This window comes from Streptomyces sp. NPDC006235 (assembly GCF_040613735.1).
Classification (GTDB): domain Bacteria; phylum Actinomycetota; class Actinomycetes; order Streptomycetales; family Streptomycetaceae; genus Streptomyces.
Map to the genome: position 1 here is coordinate 273111 of NZ_JBEXSR010000002.1, position 17099 is coordinate 290209.

The 17099-nt window shown below is 72.8% G+C and carries 14 protein-coding genes and 1 tRNA gene; 9 read left to right on the forward strand and 6 right to left on the reverse strand.

The window, feature by feature from the left end:
* Position 1 precedes the first annotated feature (1 nt).
* The 4 genes from ABZ192_RS03405 to ABZ192_RS03420 form a co-directional block, all read right to left on the reverse strand.
* Entirely contained in the window at positions 2 to 1018 is a 1017-nt protein-coding gene (locus ABZ192_RS03405) for a Gfo/Idh/MocA family oxidoreductase (protein WP_356922819.1), read from the reverse strand.
* Positions 1015 to 2019, reverse strand: a complete 1005-nt coding sequence (locus tag ABZ192_RS03410) for a Gfo/Idh/MocA family oxidoreductase (protein ID WP_356922820.1) — start codon at positions 2017 to 2019, stop codon at positions 1015 to 1017. Before ABZ192_RS03410 ends, ABZ192_RS03405 begins: the two co-directional genes overlap by 4 nt.
* Before the next feature lie 119 nt (positions 2020 to 2138).
* A complete protein-coding gene (locus tag ABZ192_RS03415; protein ID WP_356922821.1) occupies positions 2139 to 2915 on the reverse strand; it encodes an SDR family oxidoreductase in 777 nt (258 codons plus the stop codon).
* Between the two features lie 8 nt (positions 2916 to 2923).
* Positions 2924 to 4081, reverse strand: a complete 1158-nt coding sequence (locus ABZ192_RS03420; RefSeq protein WP_356922822.1) for a phytanoyl-CoA dioxygenase family protein — start codon at positions 4079 to 4081, stop codon at positions 2924 to 2926.
* A 108-nt stretch (positions 4082 to 4189) separates the two neighbouring features.
* Between ABZ192_RS03420 and ABZ192_RS03425 the strand changes: the two genes are divergently transcribed.
* Together ABZ192_RS03425 and ABZ192_RS03430 are read left to right on the forward strand one after the other, a co-directional pair.
* The gene (locus ABZ192_RS03425) at positions 4190 to 5221 is read left to right on the forward strand and encodes a LacI family DNA-binding transcriptional regulator (RefSeq protein WP_356922823.1); all 1032 of its coding nucleotides are present in this window, start codon (positions 4190 to 4192) and stop codon (positions 5219 to 5221) included.
* Positions 5222 to 5285: 64 nt separating this feature from the next.
* A complete protein-coding gene (locus ABZ192_RS03430) occupies positions 5286 to 5897 on the forward strand; it encodes a TMEM175 family protein (protein WP_356922824.1) in 612 nt (203 codons plus the stop codon).
* A 3-nt stretch (positions 5898 to 5900) separates the two neighbouring features.
* On the opposite strand, the gene ABZ192_RS03435 is transcribed toward ABZ192_RS03430, so the two are convergent.
* Positions 5901 to 7064: a Gfo/Idh/MocA family oxidoreductase gene (locus tag ABZ192_RS03435; protein WP_356922825.1), complete on the reverse strand. Its 1164-nt coding sequence runs from the start codon at positions 7062 to 7064 to the stop codon at positions 5901 to 5903.
* A 111-nt stretch (positions 7065 to 7175) separates the two neighbouring features.
* Here ABZ192_RS03435 and ABZ192_RS03440 point away from each other — a divergent pair, with 111 nt between their 5' ends.
* The 3 genes from ABZ192_RS03440 (at position 7176) to ABZ192_RS03450 (ending at position 8759) form a co-directional block, all read left to right on the forward strand.
* On the forward strand, positions 7176 to 8180 hold the full coding sequence (locus ABZ192_RS03440) for a LacI family DNA-binding transcriptional regulator (protein ID WP_356922826.1): 1005 nt from the start codon (positions 7176 to 7178) through the stop codon (positions 8178 to 8180).
* Between the two features lie 148 nt (positions 8181 to 8328).
* Positions 8329 to 8619 (forward strand): hypothetical protein, encoded by a 291-nt coding sequence (locus ABZ192_RS03445; RefSeq protein WP_356922827.1) that lies wholly within the window; start codon positions 8329 to 8331, stop codon positions 8617 to 8619.
* A 66-nt stretch (positions 8620 to 8685) separates the two neighbouring features.
* Positions 8686 to 8759, forward strand: a tRNA-Pro gene (locus tag ABZ192_RS03450).
* Between the two features lie 103 nt (positions 8760 to 8862).
* On the opposite strand, the gene ABZ192_RS03455 is transcribed toward ABZ192_RS03450, so the two are convergent.
* Complete coding sequence (locus ABZ192_RS03455; RefSeq protein WP_356922828.1) at positions 8863 to 9162, reverse strand: trypco2 family protein; 300 nt, start codon at positions 9160 to 9162, stop codon at positions 8863 to 8865.
* An 84-nt stretch (positions 9163 to 9246) separates the two neighbouring features.
* Between ABZ192_RS03455 and ABZ192_RS03460 the strand changes: the two genes are divergently transcribed.
* The 4 genes from ABZ192_RS03460 to ABZ192_RS03475 all read left to right on the forward strand — a co-directional run bounded on the left by ABZ192_RS03460 (position 9247) and on the right by ABZ192_RS03475 (position 16997).
* Positions 9247 to 10572 (forward strand): serine protease, encoded by a 1326-nt coding sequence (locus tag ABZ192_RS03460; RefSeq protein ID WP_356922829.1) that lies wholly within the window; start codon positions 9247 to 9249, stop codon positions 10570 to 10572.
* A gap of 363 nt (positions 10573 to 10935) precedes the next feature.
* Positions 10936 to 13140, forward strand: coding sequence for a tetratricopeptide repeat protein (locus ABZ192_RS03465; RefSeq protein ID WP_356922830.1), 2205 nt, complete (start codon positions 10936 to 10938; stop codon positions 13138 to 13140).
* Positions 13141 to 13191: 51 nt separating this feature from the next.
* Positions 13192 to 14679 (forward strand): hypothetical protein, encoded by a 1488-nt coding sequence (locus ABZ192_RS03470; protein WP_356922831.1) that lies wholly within the window; start codon positions 13192 to 13194, stop codon positions 14677 to 14679.
* A complete protein-coding gene (locus ABZ192_RS03475) occupies positions 14676 to 16997 on the forward strand; it encodes an extracellular solute-binding protein (RefSeq protein ID WP_356922832.1) in 2322 nt (773 codons plus the stop codon). Before ABZ192_RS03470 ends, ABZ192_RS03475 begins: the two co-directional genes overlap by 4 nt.
* The last annotated feature ends 102 nt before the right edge of the window (positions 16998 to 17099 follow it).

A 17099-nucleotide genomic window follows, 5' to 3' on the forward strand; every position in this document is an offset into this window, starting at 1 on the left:
CTCAGATCCCGGTACGGGGCCGGGGCTCGAACCCGGCCGCCCGGTAACAGTCGTCGATGAGCGCCATCGTCGTCACCGCGTCGTCCGCGTCCAGCGGCAGCGCCGCACCGTCACGCACGCGAGCCGCGAACGCCTCCAGCTGGTACGTGTACGACGAGCGCGTCCCGAGGTGTTCCGTGCGCTCGCCCTCCGGGGTGCGGACCACGATCCGGTCGTCCATCTGCGGCAGCACGAAGTTCGGGGCGGTCGCCTCGCCCCGGGAGCCGGTGATCCGGATGCTCATGTCCAGCCCCTCGTACGCCATGTGGCAGCGGGCCGAGCCCGTCGCGCCGCCCGGGAACTCCAGGTCGGCGTCCAGCCACTCGTCGACCCCGGGCGCACCCGCGCGCTCCTTGCCCCGCGCCCCGGCCAGGCGGGGCGGGCCGCCCGCCCAGGGGGCGAGCATGCGCAGCGCGTGCAGGCTGTAGCAGCCCAGGTCCATCAGTGCGCCGCCGGCCAGCGGCAGCGACCAGCGCGGGTCGGTGTCCGGCGGGGCGGCGATGGCGACCATCGCCTCCACGTGCCGCAGTTCGCCGAGCTCACCGGAGTCCAGCAGCTCGTGCAGGCGGCGGGTGACCGGGTGGAAGAGGTAGTGGAAGGCCTCCATGAAGACCGTCCCGGCCTTGACCGCGGCCTCCCGCACCTCCGCCGCCTCCCGCGCGTTGCTCGCCGACGGCTTCTCCGACAGCACGTGCTTGCCCGCCGCGAGGGCGGCCAGGTTCCAGGGGCCGTGCAGGCCGTTGGCGAGCGGGTTGTAGACGACGTCGACCTCGGGATCGGCCACCAGCTCGGCGTACGAACCCGCCACCCGTTCCACGCCGTGCTCGGCGGCGAACGCCTCGGCTCGGGCGCGGTCGCGGGCGGCCACCACGACGAGGCGGTGGCCGGTCGCCCGGGCCGGGTCGATCAGGGAGCGTTCGGTGATCCGCGCGGCTCCCAGCACTCCTATGCGCAGTGGTTCCCGGCCCTTCTCGCTCATGCCTGCCGTACCTCCTCGATCGTCACGGGACGGTGCTCGTGCAGCGACAGTGTGCACGCGTCGGCGATCCAGCCCGCCTCCAAGGCGTCCTCGATCGTGCACGGGGAGGGGCGGGTGCCGGCGACGACCTCGGTGAACGCGGTCAGTTCGGCGCGGTAGGCGGCGGTGAAGCGGTCCATGAAGAAGTCGTGCGGGGTGCCCGCCGGGAAGGTGACGCCCGGCTCGACCGAGCGCAGCGGCAGCTTGTCCTCCAGGCCGACGGCGATGGAGTCCGTGAAGCCGTGGATCTCCATGCGGACGTCGTAACCGCGGGCGTTGTGGCGGGAGTTGGAGACCACCGCGATGGTGCCGTCGTCCAGGGTGAGGATCGCGCCGGTGGTGTCGGCGTCACCGGCCTCCTTGATGAAGTCGGCACCGCGGTTGCCGCCCACGGCGTACACCTCGGTCACCTCGCGGCCGGTCACCCAGCGGATGATGTCGAAGTCGTGCACCGAACAGTCGCGGAAGATGCCGCCGGAGGCGGCGATGTACGCGGCGGGCGGCGGCGCCGGGTCCAGCGTGGTCGAGCGGACGGTGTGCAGCATGCCGAGCTCCCCGCTCTGCACGGCGGCGCGGGCGTTGACGAAACCGGTGTCGAAACGGCGGTTGTAGCCGATCTGGATCGGCACGTCCTTGCCCTGGACCGCCTTCAGCACCTCGACGCCCTCGCTCATGGTCTTGGCGACGGGCTTCTCGCAGAAGACGGGGATGCCGGCCTCGACCCCGGCGAGGATCAGCGCGGGGTGGGCGTCCGTGGCGGCCGCGACGACGATGCCGTCCACGCCGGCGGCCAGCAGGGCCTCCGGCGAGTCCACGACCTCGGCACCGAACCGCTCGGCGGCGGCCTTGGCGGCGTCCGCGAACGGATCGGTGACGACGAGGGACTCGACGGCGCCGAGCCCGGACAGGGTCTCGGCGTGAAAGGCGCCGATACGGCCGAGACCGAGGATTCCGATACGCATGGGTATTGCTCCTATTTGTCAACAGGGGGTGGTGCTACGCCCTTTTTTGGGGGCGCGGGGAACTGCGCGACCAGCCGCTACGGCGCCGCACACGACCAACGACAAAGCGCGGCAAATCCTTAGTCGAGTCCTCCGAGCACGTTCTGATCCCAATCGATAACCGACCCGGTAACGACCCCGGACCGCTCCGACAGCAGAAACACGACAAACTCGGCGATCTCATCCGGCTGGCCCAACTTGCCCATGGGCAGCCGCGCAGCAGCGACCTCACGCCAGTCATCCCCGGCGCCGTGGAACACGCGCTGCGTGGCGTCCTCCCCTTCCGTCGCCGTCCAGCCGATGTTCACACCGTTGATCCGCACCCGGTCCCACCGATGCGCGTGCGCGGCGTTCCGGGTCAGGCCGACGAGCCCGGCCTTCGCCGCGACGTACGGCGCCAGAAACGGCTGGCCCCCGTGCGCCGACGACGTGACGATGTTGACCACCGTGCCGGGCGCCCCGCGCGCCACCATGTCCGCCACCGCCGCCTGCATCGCGAAGAACGGCGCCTTGAGGTTGATCGCGATGTGCTGGTCGAACAACTCCGGCGTGGTGTCCAGCAGCGTCCCCCGCGAGGTCAGCCCGGCGGAGTTCACGAGGCAGTCGACCCGGCCGTACGCCTCCACGACCCGGGCCACGGAGGCCCTCGCCTGCTCCGCGTCCGACAGGTCGGCCCGCACGTACAGGGCCTTGCCGCCCGCGGCGGTCAGCTCCGCCACCAGGGCCTCGCCGGGTTCGGGGCGCCGCCCGGTGACGGCCACGACCGCCCCCTCGCGGACCGCGGCCCGCGCGATGGCGGCGCCGACACCCTGCGTGCCGCCGTTGACCAGGACGTTCTTGTCGTCGAGGAGTCCCACGAGGTTCCTCAGCTCTCTCGCCGTGCGGTACCGGCCCGCAGCTCCGCCCGGAGCGCCTCCGGCGGCCACCCCTCGTACAGGGCCCGCCGTACGAGGTCCGCCTGCGAGGGCGGGGCCAGGCCGTCGACCGGCGGGTCGCTGTCGAGGTTGGTCGGGAAGGGGTAGCCCTCGGCGCTCGCCGCGATCACGTTGGCCAGCCACGCGTCGCTCACGCCCTCGGCCTTCCGCTTCAGCAGCACGGGGTACACCGCGTTCGCGACGGCCTCCCGGTCCACCGTCTCCATGGCGCGCCCGAACGCGGACGACACCTGCAGCAGGTTGGCCATGCGCCGGATGTCCGCCGAGCGGTTGGTGCCGGCGGCGTGGAAGAGGGCCGGGTTGAAGAAGACCGCGTCGCCCTTCGCGAGCGGCAGCTGCACCTGGTGCGCCTCGAAGTACGCCCGGAACTCCGGGCGCCGCCAGGCGAGATAGCCCGGCTCGTACTTCTGCGAGTGCGGCAGGTACATCGTCGGCCCGGACTCCACCGGCATGTCGCAGTGCGCGACCGCGCCCTGGAGGGTGAGCACGGGGGAGAGGCGGTGCACGTGCCCGGGGTAGGCGGCGGCGGCTTCGTCGGACAGGAAGCCCAGATGGTAGTCGCGGTGCGCGGTCTGGGCGGCGCCGCCCGGGTTGACCACGTTGAGCTGCGAGGTGACCTGGTAGCCGGGGCCCAGCCAGGCCGTCGCCACGAGGGCGAGGACGTCGTTGGCGTAGTAGTCGGCGAACACCTCCGCGTCGTACAGTGCCGCCTTCTCCAGCGCGTTCCACACCCGGTCGTTGGCGCCCGGCTTCGCGAAGTGGTCACCGGCCGAGGCGCCCGAGGCGCGCTGCTCGGCGATCAGGGCGTCGAACACGGCGGTGGTCCGGTCCACGACCTCCGGGTCGGGGAAGGCGCCGCGGAAGACGACGATGCCGGGCCCGTCGGCGAGCGCCCGCACCAGCTCGGCCTGGACCACCCGGTCGCCTTCGAGCAGGCCGGTGTCGTAGACCGGCACGTTCCGCTCCACCACGGAGGCGTGCGGATAGTCGGCGGGATCGGTCGCCTGCTCGACCAGCGCGCGGAACGCGTCGAGGTCGCAGTCCTGTTCGGACAGCCAGGCGCGGCGGTGTACGGAAGTGAAGGACATCGTCGTCCCTTCGGGGTCACGGAGCGACGCAGCCCTGTCATTCTTGTCAGTACAAACCCCTCGAACAACCAGCAGTGAGCCATCAAAAACCCCTCAAGGAGCCGGAGCATGGGCCACCCCTTCCCGATCCGGGAGATCGCACGTCAGGCGGGCCTGAGCGAGGCGACCGTCGACCGGGTCCTGAACGGCAGGGGAGGGGTGCGCGAGAGCACGGCCCGGGAGGTGCACCGGGCCATCGCCGACCTGGACCGGCAGCGCACCCAGGTCCGGCTCGTCGGCCGGACCTTCATGGTCGACATCGTGATGCAGGCGCCCGAGCGCTTCACCACCGCGATCCGCGCCGCCCTGGAGGCCGAGCTGCCGTCCCTGCACCCGGCGGTGCTGCGCTCCCGCTTCCACTTCCGCGAGACCGGCCCGGTCGGGGAGCTGGTGCGGATCCTGGACCGGATCGCCCGGCGCGGCTCGCAGGCCGTGATCCTCAAGGCCCCGGACGTCCCCGAGGTCACCGCCGCCGTCGGCCGCCTCGCAGCCGCCGGCATCCCGGTCGTGACCCTGGTGACCGACCTGCCCGCCAGCGCCCGCCTCGCCTACGTCGGCATCGACGACCGGGCGGCGGGCGCGACGGCCGCCTATCTGACGGGCCAGTGGCTGGGGGAGCGCCCGGGCAACATCCTGACCAGCCTCAGCAGCGGTTTCTTCCGCAACGAGGAGGAGCGCGAGATGGGCTTCCGCAGCGTCATGCGGGCCCGGCACCCTGAGCGCACCCTGGTCGAGATCGCCGAGGGGCAGGGGCTGGACGCCACCCAGTACGACCTCGTGAGGGCCGCGCTGGAACGCGACCCGGACATCCGCGCCGTGTACTCGATCGGCGGCGGCAACATCGCCACGCTGCAGGCCTTCGACGACCTCGGCCGCGAGTGCGCCGTGTTCATCGCGCACGACCTCGACCACGACAACACCCGGCTGCTGCGCGCGCACCGCCTGTCCGCCGTGCTCCACCACGACCTGCGCCAGGACGTGCGCGAGGCCTGCCACACGGTCATGCGGGCCCACGGGGCGCTGCCGCCGGCCGGTCCGTCGCTGCCGTCGGCGATCCAGGTGGTGACGCCGTACAACATGCCGCCGCAGGCGGCCGTGTGATCCCGGAGGTGTGACCGGGTGTGGATCCGGCAGAAGAGCATCCGCGGCCCCTACGGTCGTCCCCATGTGGACCTCACGCCCCGACGGCGGGCCGGACCGGTTGCTGACGCTCGCCGACGGCGTGTTCGCCATCGCCATCACGCTGCTGGTCCTGGACCTCTACGTCCCGCGGGAACTGGACGCGGACCGGTACCACGAGGCCCTGCGCCGGCTGCTCCCGGACCTCGGCGCCTACGCGCTCAGCGTCGCGGTGCTCGGCAGTTTCTGGCGCGACCACCGCCGGATCTTCCGTGACGTGCGGGAGGTCGACGGACATGTGATCATCCTGTCCCTCACCGGCCTGGGCGTCGCGGCCCTGGTGCCCTTCCCGACCAGGCTGCTCGCGGAGTACGGCGACGAACCCGTGTCGGTCGCCGTCTACGCGGCGGCGGTCGCCGCGCTCGCCGCCTGCCATCTGGCCCTGGCCGCCGTCCTGGCCAAGCGCCCCTGGCTGCGCGACGGCACCCCTTCCGACACCGGCAGCACGCCCTACCTCCTCGAGAGCGCCACGCTGGTGGTGGTGTTCGCCGTGACCGTCCCGCTCGCCCTGGTGGCCGGGGCCCACGCCATGTGGCTGTGGCTCGTCCTCGTCCCGGTGAGGTTCGTCCTGGGGCGCCGCCTGCAGAAGACCGGCTGAACGTCAGGCACCCACGGACACGTCCGCCCAGGCACCGCTCGACGCCGACCGCGCCATCGCGTCCAGAGCGGCCGCACTGTGCACGGCATCGGAGAGGGTCGCCCCGTGCGGGGTGCCCTCGGCGACCGACCGGAGGAAGCGGTACGCCTCGATGACCTTCAGGTCGTCGTACCCCATGGCGTTCGCCGCACCGGGCTGGAACGCGGCGAACTCGCCGTGGCCCGGGCCGACGTACACCGTCGTCACGGCCTGGTCCTGGTACGTCGTGCCGCGGCTGATCCCCAGCTCGTTCATGCGGCGGAAGTCCCAGAACACCGCGCCCTTGGTGCCGTGCACCTCGAAGCCGTAGTTGTTCTGCTCGCCGACCGAGACCCGGCAGGCCTCCAGGACACCGCGCGCCCCGGAGGCGAAGCGCAGCAGGCAGCTGACGTAGTCCTCGTTCTCCACCGGGCCGAGTTCGCCGCCCGAGGCGCGGCTGTGGCCCGCCGTCGCCCCGGTGGGACGGGCCCGCTCCGGCAGGAAGATCGCCGTGTCGGCCGTCAGGGACGCGATGTCGCCCAGCAGGTGACGGGCCAGGTCGGCGCCGTGCGAGGCCAGGTCGCCCAGCACACCGCTGCCGCCCCGCTCCCGCTCGTACCGCCACGTCAGCGCGCCCTCGGGATGGGCCGCGTAGTCGCTGAACAGCCGGATGCGGACATGCGTGACCGTGCCGATCTCGCCCGAGGCGATCAGCTCGCGGGCCGCCTCGACGGCGGGCGCGTTGCGGTAGTTGAAGCCGACGGTGCCCTGCACACCCGCCGCGGACACCGCGTCCGCCACCGCGCGGGCGTCCCCGGTGGTCAGACCGACCGGCTTCTCGATCCAGATGTGCTTGCCCGCCTCGGCCATGGCGACGCCGATCTCGCGGTGCAGGAAGTTCGGCGCGGTGATGCTGACCGCCTGCACCCGGGGGTCGGCGACCACGTCGCGCCAGTCACGCGTGGTCGAGGCGAACCCGAACTGCCCGGCGGCCTCCTCGGCCCGGCCCGGCACCTCCTCGGCGACCGTGACCAGCTCCGGAACGAGGGGCAGCTGCGGATAGTGGTGCCGCACACGCGCGTACGCCTGGGTGTGCACCCGCCCCATCCAGCCGAAACCGACGACGGCGACGCCGAGCGTGTCCACCATGAGAGCCCCTCTTTGGACCGTTCCACAACCTGTCCAGCCCACCCTGGGCGCGGTTTCCCGTCGCTGTCAACCCTTTGACAAGGCCACGACCCGCATGGAACGGTCCATGTCATGAGACCGCCGACGATCCGCGACGTTGCCGAACGGGCCGGTGTCTCCAAGTCGCTGGTCTCCCTGGTGCTGCGCGGCTCCGACCAGGTGCGCCCCGAGAAGCGCGAGGCCGTCCTCCGGGCCGCCCAGGAGCTCGGCTACCGGCCCAACGCCGCCGCGCGCAGCCTCAGCGAGCAGCGCACCCGCACGGTCGGCGTCCTCCTGAACGACCTGCGCAACCCCTGGTTCGTCGACCTCCTCGACGGCCTCAACTCGCTCCTGCACGCCAACGGCCTGCAGATGCTGCTCGCCGACGCCCGCCTCAACCGCCGCACCGGCCAGGACCCGGCCGACCCGCTCCTCGACCTCAGCGTCGACGGCCTGGTCGTGGTCGGCACCCTGCCCGGCCCTGCCGCGCTCGGGGCGGTGGCCGAGCGGATTCCGGTCGTGCTGGCCGGCTCCCGCGAACCGGCGCCACCCGGCGTCGACGTCGTGTCGGGCGACGACGAGCACGGCGCCCGGCTGGTGGCGGAGCATCTGATCGGCCTCGGGCACCGCCGCATCGCGCACATCGCGGGATACGGCGCGGTGGGAGAGCTGCGGCGCCGGAGTTTCGAGGCGACGATGCGTCAGCACGGCCTCGTGGACCGGACGGTGGTGGAGACGAGCGACATGACCGAGGAGGGCGGCTACCGCACGACCGTCCGGCTGCTCAGTCGCCCCGAGCGGCCCACGGCCCTCTTCGCCGTCAACGACATCGCAGCCGTCGGCGCGCTCTCGGCGGCCGAGGAGCTGGGGCTGCGCGTTCCCCGCGACCTGTCCGTCGTCGGCTACGACAACACGAGCATCGCCCGCATGCGGCACGTGTGGCTCACCACGGTCGACAACACGAGCCACGAGGTCGGCCGCCGCGCGGCCCGCTGTCTCCTGGAGCGTTTCGAGGGCGCCGACGGGGCGGGACGGGTCCAACTGGCCACGCCCACCCTGGAGATCCGGGGGACGACGGCGCCTCCGCCCATCCGCTGACGGGCGGGTGCTGACCGGCGCGCACTGTCCGGTTCAACCCGTATGCCCTGGTAGGGAGTTACCGTCGGCCTCGCGTATTGTTTGCGGCATATGCCCGGGGGTGCGGCTCCCAGGGCATGCGAGCGCGCGGGCGAAGGGGGACGAGGACGTGGACGAGACGCGGCACCGGCGGGGTGCCGGACTGACCGGAGGTGCCGTCACGGCACCCCTGGCCGTCGCGGCCTGTGCCGGTCATGCGACCAAGGCGGAAATCCCCTGGTGGGCCGTCCTCGCCGTGGCCGTCTCGACAGCGGGCCTCGCCGGCTGGACCGGAACCCGGATCGGCCGCCGCCGCGGGACGGGCGACGAGCCCCCGGAATCCGGTGAGGAGCTGTTCGGCACCCACATGATCCGCGCCCCACACCCCGAACACCTGTCGCCCCGGGGGCCGCGCCGCTGATCACCACTCCCCGTATGCGGTAGGGTTGACCTGCGCGATCACGCGGTTCAGCCGCGTGCGGCGCATCGGGACGTGGCGCAGCTTGGTAGCGCACTTGACTGGGGGTCAAGGGGTCGCAGGTTCAAATCCTGTCGTCCCGACTTGCGAAGTGCAGGTCAAAGACCATTTCGGGTGAATCCGAAATGGTCTTTCGGTCTTTTGGGGGACCGGACGGGGGTGGAGGGGGTCAAGCCGGGGCCACGGCTACCGGCCCACCATGTGCTCGACGCCGCTCTGTGTCGGCGCCGGCTTGAGGTCTACCTGCACCCGGTGCACCGAGTCGCGGCTCACCGCGCCGCCGAGCCGCGCCTCCACGACGCCCAGGCGCAGCCCCATGCCGCCCTCACCGGCCCGGTGGAACTGCACCGAGAACTCCACGCTCACCTGTTCGACGGTGAACCGCCAGTCACTGCCCGCTCCGTCCCGCTCCGCCTGCGCCAGTTCCGTGCGGATCGAGTCGATCGCCTGAGCGAGACCGATCGGTTCTGACTGATTCGCCGTCATGTCTGTCCCCCTGCATGGCGCTTGGCTGATTCGGCAGGAGCAGGAGTCTAGTCCGGGCGGGCCCTGGTGCGTAGCGTGGTGAGGATGGGGGAACTGGTTGCGGACTGGCGGGTGCGCCTGCGGTCGGGGGGCGCGGCGGGCGCGGTACGGGGCGCCGGCGTTCTCATCGATGCGCGGACCGTCCTCACCTGCGCGCATGTGGTCCGGGCTCCGGACGAGGTGATGTGGGTCGAGTTCGTGGAGAACGCGCGCGTCGAGCCGACCTCCGCGCGCGTCGTCGCCGGCGGCTGGCTGCCGGACCTGCCGGACGGGGACGGCGAGGACGTCGCGGTGCTGCGCCTGGACAGCCCGCGCCCGCAGGCCCGCCCCGCCACCCTGTCGACGGAGCTCACCGCCGGTCTCGCCGTCACCGTCACCGGGTACGCGCGGCGCTTCGACGATGGCATGGTGCTCACCGGGACCGTGCGCGGCCTCAGTGGGCACCGAGTGCAGTTCGACGCGCGGCACCGCAGGGAGGTGGTGCGCGGCGGGTTCAGCGGGGCCGGTGCGTGGACCGTGTCTGCGGACGGAGAACCGGTTGTGGTGGGAATCGTCGTCAGCTGGCGCGGCGACCTGGACCAGCCACTGCCGGAGAACAACGTGCTGGCGTACTCGTACCTGATCCCTGTCGCGCGCATGGCCGAACTCTCTCCGATCGTACGCGCACTGGCGCGTCCCGATGCATGGGACCGGCGCTTCGGTGAGCGGGCGCGGCGCTGGCTGGCCGACCCGTGCGGCACCCCCGTCAAGGTCAGCGTGGTCGCGCGCGGGGGCGGCCGGGAGCGGACCCTGCGCCACCTGGAACACCTCGCCGACTGCGTGCATCGGCCTGCTGACGCCTCCCGGGCCGAGCTGGTCGACCAGCTCCTGGGCGGGGCGCTCGCCTTCGCGCCCGGACGCTACCCCGCCTGCCGGGAGTGGCTGCTCGGCCGGGGCGTCCGCCCGGCCGGTGACTCCCCGTACGCCGCTGCACCCGGCATCACCATCCTCGTCGACGGTGTGGACGAGGCCCGCAGCCCCGCCCGCCTCGCCGCGCTGCTCGCTCGGCTCGCCGAGTGCGGCGTGCGGCTGCTGCTGGTCTTCCGCGACAGTGGCGGCCCGGGATGGCGGGAGGTCCGCGACACGGTGCTCGAACCCGGCCTCTTCGCCCGCGTCGATGACCTGCTCGCCCGTGTGAAGGAGTGGGAGGCCCGCCAGGCGCGCGAGGCCGGGATGGTCGACGCGGAGTCCCTGCGCCACGCGGCCGCTGCGACAGCGGACCTGATGGCACGCCGCGAGGCGATCACGGGCATGACCGATCCGGGGGCACGGCTGTGCGCCTTACGGGAGTTCGCGGACGGCTTGCGGGCGGCGTGTCCAGAAGGCGGGTGAATCGGTTGTGGGGTCGGTGGGTTCTGCCGGAAGGGCGACCTGCGGGGCTGCCGGGAGCCGGCAGGGTGAGCGGTGGGCGGTATGTCCCGGAGAGGGGGCGGGGATGAGCGGCGCGACCCGCAGTCGTGGCATCGGAACGCCGACGGCCGTGGGGGGAGGCGGCAGAAGACCATGCGCGTGAGTACGGAGGCGTGCCGCCAGCGACGGCTCAGTGGAGCGCCCTGCGGCGGGGAGATCCTGCCGACCGGGTACTGCGGCCGGTGTGGCCGACGGGAGGACGCCCCGCCGCTGCCGGAACCGGGCGACGGGCCGCGGGGCCCACGGCAGCTGCTGAAACTTCCGCCCCGCACGCCGCGTTCACCCGTGGAACGACTCGCCGGCGGCGCCCACATCGCGGACCAGGCGCAGCGCTGCCGCACACCGGACTGCGGTGCCACGATCCCCGTCCTCGCCGACAGCCCCGACCGGCAGTACTGCCCGCAATGCGGCAAGCCGCAGGCCATGCGGCCCGACTTCGTACAGGGCGCCACGCTCAGCGACCAGTACCACATCAAGGGACCCGTCGCCCGTGGCGGTCAGGGCTGGGTGTATCTCGCCGAGGACACCCACCTCGGCGACCTCGTCGCCGTGAAGACCCTGCGGGACCGCTACGGCGCGGACGGCGCCGCCCTCGCCGACCTCGAGCGGCGCACCCTCGTCGCCACCCGGCACCCGTACATCGTGCAGATCCGCGACTTCCTGCCCTTCGGATCCCCCAGATCGGGCGAGGACGGTGCCACGCACCCCGAACTCGAGGTCAGGGGCGGCCACATCGTCATGGAGGACGTCGGTGACCACACCCTTCAGTCCATCATCGACGAGGTCCGTCGCGGACGCGAGACACTCGACATCGAACACGTCGCCACATACGGCATCCAGATCCTGATGGCCCTCTCCCACCTGCACCGGCAGGATCTGCTGTACGGCGACATGAAGCCGTCGAACGTCGTCCATGTCGGAGACCACGTCAAGGTCATCGACATGGGCAGTGTGCGCAAGGTCCACCAGACCGAGCCGCCGCCCCATGTGACGCCCGGCTTCCATGCGCCGGAGCTGGCCGGTGAACTCACCCTCGCGAACGACCTGCACACCGTCGGCGTGACCCTGCGCTGCCTCGCCGCCCCCGCCGTCCGCGATGATGTGCCCGGCCTCGGCACGAGTTCGCTCGACGCCGTCATCGAGCGTGCCACGCGCACCGTGCAGCAAGGGCCGCGGTTCAAGGACGCGGAAGAGATGGCCGACCAACTCCGGGGCGCCCTGCGTGAGATCAGGGCGCTGCGTGGCAAGGGCGGCTCACCCGAGCCGTCCGGCTACTTCGACCCGTCGCCGGAGTGGCTGGGTGAGCGGCTCGGTGACGTACCCGCGACGTCCGATCTCGCGCGCCGCGACACGGACCGGCCACGCCGCGGCACCCCGCCCGTCCTGCGGATTCTGGACCCCGGGCGGCCCACGCCCGTCGAGATCGCCCGCCGGCTCCCGGTGCCCAAGCCGTTCTCCGAGGACCCGCGGACCCCGGAGTTCGGCGTCAGCGGCGGATACGCCCGCACGGTGCGGCTCCAGCAGGCTCCCGGCGACGAGCCCTCCGCCGAAATATGCCTGCACAACATCCGCGTCGCCCTCGGCACCGGGCCCGCACCGCCCGACGTCGTCGCGGCGGAGGCGGAGCTGGCCCTGGCCGAGGGCATCCCGGGACCCGAGGAAGTGCGGCGCTGGCGCCTGGAGTGGCACCGGGGGCTCATCGCGCTCGCCCGGTACGGCACGGGTGCGCCGGAGCGGCCGGCCGGCCTGGCTGCGGACCTGGCCGAGGCGTGCGAGAGCTTCGAGCTGGTCCGCGCCGACCTGCCCGGGGAGTACGCGCCGAAACTCGCCCTGGCCTACGCCTACGAATGCGTCGCCCACGCCGAACCACCGGCACCGGGTGCCGCCGCCGCACGGGCCCTGGCCCGCGATCTGTTCCACGCCGTGCATCTGCGCAACCCGGCGCACTGCGGCGCCGCCCTGGGCCTGGCCCGTCTCGCTCTCGACGAGCACGACCGCGCCGAGGCGCTCGCCGTCCTCGAACGGGTGCCGCGCGGCACCCGCGGCCGCACCCTCGCCCAGCGGGCTGCCACCCGGATCCGGGCCGCGTGCCTGGGCCCCGACCTCGACGACCTGCCCCCGCCGGCCGCCGCCGAGTCCGTGCTCGACGCGCACGCCGCCGACCGGACCCGCCCCTCACAGGAACGGGAACTGGTCCTCGCGCCGCTCGACGAACTGCGACTGCGCATCGAGGTCAACGAGTGGCAGCTCGCCGCACTGCACCTGACCCATGACATCACCGGCGCGGACGAAGCCACCTTGCGGAGCCGGCTGCACCGCCTGCTCCGCTGGTGGCGCCCCGCGCACGAACCGACCCCCGACGAACGCCGGGCGATGCGGGTCCGCGCCCAACTGGAACGCGACTACCTGGAACTCGCCGCCACCGAAGCGGACCTCAGTGAGGCTCTGGTGGAGCGCGCCCATGCCGTCCGCCCGACGACGTTGACGTGACACGCAGTGGTGCCCGTGCAGCCGTACCGCAGCACCTACCAGGAGGGACTGATGAGATCTCCGGCCGAGCAGGTTTCGACGGCGCCGTCCCCGGGCGGCGGCGGAACCGCGGTGCCGTACACCACCAGACTCGTCGTCCATGTCGACGAGCCCGATCTCGTGCAGCGCGTGCCGGGAGAGCCGGTCAGGCTGCTCGCGCAGGTGAAGGCGGCCGTTCTCGACGGGGGAGAGGGCGACCACGCCGACCCCGGGCAACTCGCCCTGATCATCGCGCTCGACCTCGCCGAACAGCGCAGGGAGCGCATGGTCACAGCGATGCGTGCCGCGCTCACGGCGATGCCCTCGGGCGTGTCCTTCGCCGTGGTCACGGCGGGCGGCGGGCGCGGCGACGGGCCCGTCCGCTACTACCCGGCCGGGCCCGGTTCATGGGCGCCGGCCGACCGGGACCACCGGGTCAACGCGGCCTTCGCGATGGGCGCGGCCCCGCTGGCCGTCGACGGCGCACCGAGATCCCCCGGCTACGAGGGGTGGCTCGCCGAGGCGCGGCGGTTGTTCGCGGGGAGCGACCGGCCGCTGTGCCGGCTGCTGCTGGTCACCGACGGGGGCACCGGATACGAGGACGCCGCGCTCACCGCTCAACTGACCGAGTGCGGAACCGAGTTCACCTGTGAGGTGATCGCCGTCGGCACGGGCTGGGACTACCAGCCACTCGTACGGATCGTCAGCCGTCTGCGGGGGACGGCCGACGCCGCGGGCCCGGACCTCGCTGCCGCGCTCGCCGAGGCGGTCCGCCGGGCCTGCCGCCGGGCCGTGCCCGCGCTGCCCGTTGAGGTCACCGTGCGTCCCGGCGTGAGCATCGAGTCCTTCGTCCAGTTCAAGCCGCAGTACCTCCAACTCGCCGCCGGTCCCCCGTCCGGACCGCACCGTCACGTGTTCCCCGTCCTGCCCTGGGATCCGGCGGGCGCCGACAGCGAGTTCCTGCTCGCCCTGCACGTCGACGGCACCGGCGACCCGCTCGGCGAGTTACTCCAGTTCGCCATGGTGTCGCTGGGGCCGCAGCAGGAAGCCGTCACCGCCCGCTGGCGTGATCCCAGCCTGCCACCCGCTCGGACCGCCCCGAGCACGAGCGACGAGACGCCCGGCGACAGCAGCCGCGTCCTCGACTCACGGAGCCGGATGATCGCCCACCTCGGAAAAGGCCTCAAGTACCTCAAAGCCGGTCGAAGAGCCGACGCGGAACGGCACCTGGGACAGGCCGCCGCACGGGCGCACCGGCTCGACGAGGAGTGGGTGCTCGCCGAGATCGCGGCCTGGGGCGACATCCATGACGCCGCCGCCGGATCCGTGCGCGTAAGCCTGCCCGCCGACGCCCACCGGGTCAGTGTCACCCTGTTGCGCCTCGGCGTCCGGTCGGCGGCGGCCAGGACCACGAGCCGCACGGCAGGCCGGCAGCGCTCCGTCGGCCCTTGCACGGAATGCGGGGAACAGGCCGCCCCCGGGGCCGTCTACTGCGTGCGCTGCGGAAAGCAGCTGTCATGAGGCGGGGGCACGAGCGGCCAGGCGAAGCCCGGCGGGGCACGAGCACGCGTCGGCTGCTGCTGCGTCACCTGTGGTCCTTCCTCGGCTGCGCCGCCGTCGGCGTCACCCTGCTCACCGCCGTGGCCGTACCACAACTCGACGCGCGAGTACGGGAGTTGCGCGATGAGGTCGCGCCGTCCGTGCAGGGCTCGGCGGCCGTCAGGCTTGCCGTGTTGCGCGCCGACGAGGCGGCCCGGCACTCGATCGACCGGAAGGTCGCCCGTACGGTCGGCGCGGGTGAGACGGCCCAGAGCCAACTCGCCGCCGCGGACCAGGGCCTCACCCAGCTCGCGGACCACGTCGGCAGCGGCATGGACCAGGACATCTCCGCGGTCAACGGTCTGCTCGCCGCCTACAACAACGCCATCACGCTCGCCGCGGTCAAGTACCAGGCAGACGCGGAGATGCGGGAGGAGAAGCTCGCCGAGGCCAGAGCCCTCCTGGAGCGCCCCGACACCGGTCTCCTCGACCGCCTCGACAAGGTCGCCACCGCCGAACAGCGCAGGGCCGGTGAACTCGCCGACCTGGGGTTCCTGTTGACTGCGTCCTGGGTGGTGGCGGCTGCCGCGCTGGCCGCCGCTGCCGCCGTGGCGGGCCTCGCGTGCCGGGCCATCATCCGGCGCTGCGGTCGGCTGCTCGCCCCCTGGATCCTGGTCGGCGTCGCCGGCTCCATGGCCCTGGCCACCGTGCCGGCCTTCCTGGCGTGGCGTACCGCCCAGAACCTGGACACCGCCCGCGCCCATCTCGCAGACATCCTGCGCATCGCCCTGAAGGACTCGCTGCACGGAGCCGAGGCCCTCGCCGCCGCGCAGCAGCAGGTCGCCGGCACCGGCCTGCCCGACCTGTCCGCGTTCGGCTGGTGGAACGCCGCCTACGTCGTCGTGGGCCTCGCCGTCACCTGCGCCGCGGTCGCCGGCCTCGTCGCCCGGCTCACCACCGACTACCCGGTGCGCCCGGTCGACTGGTCGTGGGCGCGCGGGCTGTGGAACCGCGTGACCCGCACGAAGCTGCGCCGCCGGATCGCCTCGGCAGCCGCGTTGGCCGTCGTGGCGGCGATCGTCGCCGCCCCCCAGCTCCTGGACCGCGATCCCGTTGTCACCGTCCTCGGCCCGTGGACGGGCAAGGAGGAACAGCGTTTCCGCGACCTGATGGAGGCCGAGGGCATCCGCATCAGCTACCAAGGCACCTCCGCCCAGCGTGAGGTGCTGCTCTCCCGTGTGCAGGCCGGTGACCCGCCCGACATCGCGATCATGCCGGGCTTCGGGGAACTGGCCGAGTACCGCGCCGAGAAGCACCTGAAGCCGCTCGACGACCTGGTCGAGGGACTGCGGTACGCGGGCCCCTGGCGCCCGCAAGGCAGGGGCCACACCTACTGGTGGCCGGTCAACGCCAACCTCAAGAGCATCGTGTGGCAGTCCCCCGATACCGCCGGCCGCCACGGCACCCTGTCCTCCTGGTGCCTCGGCATGGGCGAGGACGGCGCAGCCGGCTGGCCCGGCACCGACTGGATCGAGGACATCGTGTTGCAGCAGGCGGGACCGGACGTCTACGCGGACTGGGCCCGCGGCACCGGCAAGGACGCCTCCACGGCGTGGACGAAGGGACCGGTCCGGGAGGCGTGGCGGCATTGGGCCCGGTTCCTCGCCACGGACGGCAAGCGGGCAGAGCGGGCATTGATCACTGACTGGCGCGGCCCCGCCGCCCTGATCCGGGGCGACGACACCGCCTTCCGCGAGGCCACCCCCCGGTGCGCCCTCGAACACCAGGGCTCCTTCGCACAGGGCGAGGACGGCGCCCGCCTCACCGACGCGGCACCCCTGCTCCCGGGCGGGCCCTACCGGACCCGTGCCTACGAGGTGTCCGGCGATTTCGCCGCCCTCTTCAATGACAGAAAACCGGCCCGCGAGGCGCTGCGCGCCCTCTTCTCCCAGGCCGGGCAGAAGAGGTGGGCGGGCCAGGGCACCATGTACTCGGCGATGCTCCCCGTGATGGAGGAAGTCGCCGACCACGGCAAGGTGGACGGCACCGCACGCGCGATCTACGGAAAGTTCCTGCAGACCCAGGTGCCGCGCTGCCTCGACGCCTCCGACGTCATGCGCCCCGCCGTGCGGGACGCGTTCCACGAGGCGGTGCTGCGGACCGTCGCCGCCGTGGCCGGGGGCGGACTGTCCGACGCGGACCTCGACGACATACTGGACGGCGTCCAGAACGTGCAGGAGGTGACGGACCAGGACGCGGGGACCGCGGGCCTCCAGGTGTGCAGCGAGGCCCGGCCCTAGTTCGGCTCCATGGCCATGACCGGCTCCCGGGCCGCACATGGCGTGGTCGGGGACGTCACCCACCCCCCGATGAGGTGACGTCCCCGACCGCTCCCCCGGCGC